Consider the following 821-nt stretch of genomic DNA (forward strand, 5'->3'; position numbering starts at 1 on the left):
GTATTTTRTGCGGTTATATMAATGGAAATAACGGTAAAATYGGYAATAGYACAAAAGCTATTAATGATTTATTTTTACTTTTTGAAAAATATGGAATAGAAAACTTCAAACTTACTATAAAGGAAATCTAATGAACCCTGAAGATTTACATGGTTTAGTAATATCCATAGCTCAAAGAGTTGGATTAAATAAAGATGGCAATAGAAATGGTAACGGCTTAATTACTGAAGTAGAAGAAATAGAAGAATATATTAATGTCAGTAAAACACATCAAAAAGAAATAGATATGCGTTTAGATATAATAGATAAAGACATAAAAGAGATTAAAGAAGATATAAAATATATAAAAAATGAACTTAAAGATAATATAAATATGAGAAGTTTTATTAATACAAAAAATATTTTAAGCGGTATGGCTCAAGTAATAACAAATCTTACAGTGATAGGAGGAGCTTTGTATTTTATATTAAAAACATTTTTTGAAAGGGGATAAATCAATGATAAAACATAAAGCAAAAAGCATAAGCAATGTATTAAAATTATTGATAGTAGCTTTTATATTTTTTGAGTATCATTATCAAAGCATAATAAAACAAAACCCTCTTACTAGTGATGATTGTAAAGGATTATTATTTATCGCAATAGCAGGCTTTTTTATATTGTTTCCAATAGATGCCTCTATATTTATACAAAATATGTATAAAGCCAAAAATATAAAAAATAAAATTAAGGAGGATATTAAAAATGGATAAAGACATAAATCATTTAATTTTGTTTTGTGATGAAATGATAGCTAGAAATGTATATACAAAAGAGTTTCA

At 23.8% G+C, this 821-nt stretch carries 2 protein-coding genes; both read left to right on the top strand.

Annotation, left to right across the window (positions count from 1 at the left end; translation table 11 throughout):
• The first annotated feature begins 130 nt into the window (after positions 1–130).
• The gene (locus GQX97_RS12810; protein WP_115589775.1) at positions 131–493 is read left to right on the top strand and encodes a hypothetical protein; all 363 of its coding nucleotides are present in this window, start codon (positions 131–133) and stop codon (positions 491–493) included.
• A 4-nt stretch (positions 494–497) separates the two neighbouring features.
• Positions 498–752 (top strand): hypothetical protein, encoded by a 255-nt coding sequence (locus GQX97_RS12815; RefSeq protein ID WP_115589773.1) that lies wholly within the window; start codon positions 498–500, stop codon positions 750–752.
• The last annotated feature ends 69 nt before the right edge of the window (positions 753–821 follow it).

The organism is Brachyspira sp. SAP_772, from assembly GCF_009755885.1.
In the GTDB taxonomy this organism is placed as follows: domain Bacteria; phylum Spirochaetota; class Brachyspiria; order Brachyspirales; family Brachyspiraceae; genus Brachyspira.